Below are 3,123 nucleotides of genomic sequence, written 5' to 3' on the forward strand. Positions count from 1 at the left end.
CGGAGCGCACGGGGCGCGCGCCGGGGCCCCCGCGCGCCGCGGGCGGCGGGGCGGAGGCAGGCCGGAGGAGGCGCCCGGGGACGCGCGGGGAAAGAGTGGTGCGCCCGGGGGACGCGCGGGAAAGAGTGGTGCGCCCGGGGAACGTGCCGGGGGTCCGCGGGCCGCCTCAGCGGTGTTCGGGGTTCTCCGAGTCGAAGCGGCAGCCCGCGTCCCACAGCGCGCGCTGGTTGCCGTGGGCGGGGAAGCCCCCGGCCTGCTTGAGCATCCAGGCAAGATGCATGAGGTTCCAGGTCATGAAGGTGACGTTGCGGTTGGTGAAGTCGTTCTCCGGGCCGCCGGAGTGCGGGTCCAGGTACGAGGGTCCGGGCCCGGCCTCGCCCACCCAGCCGGCGTCGGACTGCGGGGGCACGGCGTAGCCGAGGTGCTGGAGGCTGTAGAGCACGTTGCTCGCGCAGTGCTTCACCCCGTCCTCGTTCCCCGTGATCAGGCAGCCGCCCGCCCGGCCGTAATAGGCGTACTGGCCCTGGTCGTTGAGCATCGACGAGCAGGAGTAGAGCCGCTCGATCACGCGCTTCGTCACGCTGGAGTTGTCGCCCAGCCAGATCGGCCCGCACATCACGAGGACGTCGGCCGCCAGCACCCGCTCGAACAACGCCGGCCACGCGTCCGTCGCGGCCCCGTGCTCGGTCATGTCGGGCCACACGCCGGGGGCGATGTCGTGGTCGACGGCGCGGATCTCGTCCACCGCGACGCCGCGCCGCTCCATCAGCGCGCGGCTCCTGGCCAGGAGACCGCCGGTGTGGCTGGGCTCGGGCGACGGTTTGAGCGTGCAGTTGACGAAGAGAGCGCGGAGCCCGTCGAAGCGGGGCCCCTCGTCCTGGTCGGTGTCCACATGGCCTCCTCGGCGGGTCGGCGGCGACGCGCGGGCGCTGGGGCCCGGCGGAACGGGAACGGGCACGGCGGGGCAGGGCGGCGGGGACCACGGCCCGGGCGGAACGATCCCGGGCGGGGACGACCCCGGGGGCCGGGGCGGTCCAGGGGGCGCACCTCAGCGGTCCGGGCCGGACCCGGCGCTCCACTCGGCGGCCTGCCGCGCCTCCGACTCCATGGTCCGGCGCGCGTCGTCCAGCACCGCGCGCACCTGGGCGCGGGGGATCGAGATCGCGCTGGAGCCCTGGGCGAAGATGTAGTCGCCCGGCCTGATGCCGACCCCCGAGACGACGACGGGACGGTTGGTCTCGAACGGCGTCACCGTGTCGCCGCCCCAGCGGACGGCCTCGCCCCGGCAGTAGACGGCGAGCCCGGAACCGGCGAGTTCGCCGAAGTCGCGCAGCCGGCCCTCCGCGAGCACCCCGGCGAGTCCGCTCCCGACGAGGCGGGACATCTTCGTGCCGCCGCCCATCGACACGTTCGAGTAGCCGTTCGACGCCATCACGAGGACCGCGCCGCGCGCGCCGCCGCGCACCGCCTCGTCGAACACGTCGGCGAAGTTGTACGTCGCGGCCGGCAGGGACTCCTCGCACGTGGGGAAGAACGACATGGTCACCGCGGGTCCGAACAGCAGCCGCCCCGGATCGGGGCTGGCCAGGTCCACCACGTGGCTGCGGTGGCGGTGCAGCCGCCCCAGCGCGTCCTGGGCGTCCGCGATGCCCACCTGGCGCGCGAGGTCGAGCAGGGGCTCCTCGGGTTGCGTCGCCGTCACCGGCACCACCTCCACCACCCACTGTCGCGCGCCCCCGGGGCCGTGTCGCGCGGAGCCGCGGTCACGACCCGGCAGTCGCCCGGGCGACGGGGTCGGCGCGGGGCGGGCCGGGGGTGCGGGGCCCCGGCGGGCGGCGGGCCGGGACGGCCGGGAGGCCCGGTGCCGTCACAGCCGGGGCCCGGTGCCGCCGTCGGCAGCGCGGCCCCGACGCGGGCCCGCTACGCGGAGAGCGGTTCCGCCTCGTCGTCGGCGGCGGACTCCGCGTCCGGGAAGACCTCGAAGAGGCGCCGCACGCCGAGTGCGGTCAGGACGCGGTTGACGTGCGAGCCGTCCGTGATGCCCCGGGCCGGCAGCACGATGCGCAGGGAACCCTGGCACGAGCGCAGCAGGCGGCGCGCGGCGATCAGCACGCCGACGCCGCTGGAGTCGCAGAAGTACACCTCGGAAAGGTCGACGACGACCTCCCGGTGCCCTTCGGCCACCGCGTCGTGGACACGGCGGCGCACATCGGGTGACGTCACCAGGTCGAGTTCACCTGTGACGTGGAGCACGGTCCAGCGGCCCTGTGCCGCCTCGTCCACGCTGAGTGTCACGCGCTCGAACCTCCCTCACCCCCACCGCGTGCGAACACCCGTCCCTCGGATGTCCATTCCCCGGGGTCTGCCCCATCGGTCCCGTCCGAAACATGGCCTTCGGCCGGGCCGGGGGCCCAGGGGCGCACTTGGGGCAAAGGGGCGCACGCCGCGGGCGCCGCCGGATACATTCGAGGAGCGGCGGGGCGGGTCGGAGCCGGGCCCCGGGTCCGGCGGAATCGGGGGAGCACATGGCGGCGGAGACATCGCCCCGCTGGGACCGCAGGATGCAGCAGCGGCTGGCGCGAGCCGAGGAGGCCGCGCTCGGCGAACTGTACGACCGGTTCGCGTCCACCGTGCACAGCCTCGCCCACCGGGTGCTGGAGGACGACGCGGCGGCCGACGAGGTCACCCGTGAGGTCTTCGCGCACGCCTGGCAGCACCCCGAGGAGTTCGCCCCGGACCGCGGCACGCTGCGCAGCTGGCTGGCGGGCCTCGCCAGCGAGCGCGCCGTCGCGCGGCTGCGGGCGGGCGGCCTGGCGCCGGAGAGCCGGGTACGCCGCGCGGCGACCGCGGCCCGCGCCGACTTCATCGTGACCTCGATGCCGGCGCCGCTGCGGGACGCCCTGGACAGCGCGTACCGGCTGCGCCGCTCGTACCGCCAGACCGCACGCGATCTGAACGTGACGGAGGACGAGGCGCGCCGCCGCCTCCGTCTCGGCCTGCAGCTGCTGTCCTCCGCCGGCACCGACCCGGGAGGCGCCCGGTGACCGGCCCGGACGTCCCGCGCGGCGCCCCCGGCGACGGGGCCCCGCCCGTGCCCGGGGACGCGGACCCGGCCGGGACCAC

At 76.0% G+C, this 3,123-nt stretch carries 4 protein-coding genes; 1 reads left to right on the top strand and 3 read right to left on the bottom strand.

Going from position 1 to position 3,123, the window contains the following annotated elements; translation table 11 throughout:
• Positions 1–166: 166 nt before the first annotated feature.
• The 3 genes from L1885_RS26215 to L1885_RS26230 form a co-directional block, all read right to left on the bottom strand.
• A complete protein-coding gene (locus L1885_RS26215; RefSeq protein WP_235799648.1) occupies positions 167–892 on the bottom strand; it encodes a flavodoxin family protein in 726 nt (241 codons plus the stop codon).
• A gap of 156 nt (positions 893–1,048) precedes the next feature.
• A complete protein-coding gene (locus L1885_RS29030; RefSeq protein ID WP_308117404.1) occupies positions 1,049–1,702 on the bottom strand; it encodes an RraA family protein in 654 nt (217 codons plus the stop codon).
• A gap of 218 nt (positions 1,703–1,920) precedes the next feature.
• The gene (locus L1885_RS26230; protein ID WP_235799649.1) at positions 1,921–2,295 is read right to left on the bottom strand and encodes an STAS domain-containing protein; all 375 of its coding nucleotides are present in this window, start codon (positions 2,293–2,295) and stop codon (positions 1,921–1,923) included.
• 230 nt (positions 2,296–2,525) lie between these two features.
• Here L1885_RS26230 and L1885_RS26235 point away from each other — a divergent pair, with 230 nt between their 5' ends.
• Positions 2,526–3,044 carry a sigma factor gene (locus L1885_RS26235; protein ID WP_235799650.1) on the top strand — a complete coding sequence of 173 codons (519 nt, stop codon included), beginning with the start codon at positions 2,526–2,528 and terminating at the stop codon, positions 3,042–3,044.
• The last annotated feature ends 79 nt before the right edge of the window (positions 3,045–3,123 follow it).

The sequence above is a fragment of the Streptomyces fuscigenes genome (assembly GCF_021556455.1).
Taxonomy (GTDB): Bacteria; Actinomycetota; Actinomycetes; order Streptomycetales; family Streptomycetaceae; genus Streptomyces; species Streptomyces fuscigenes.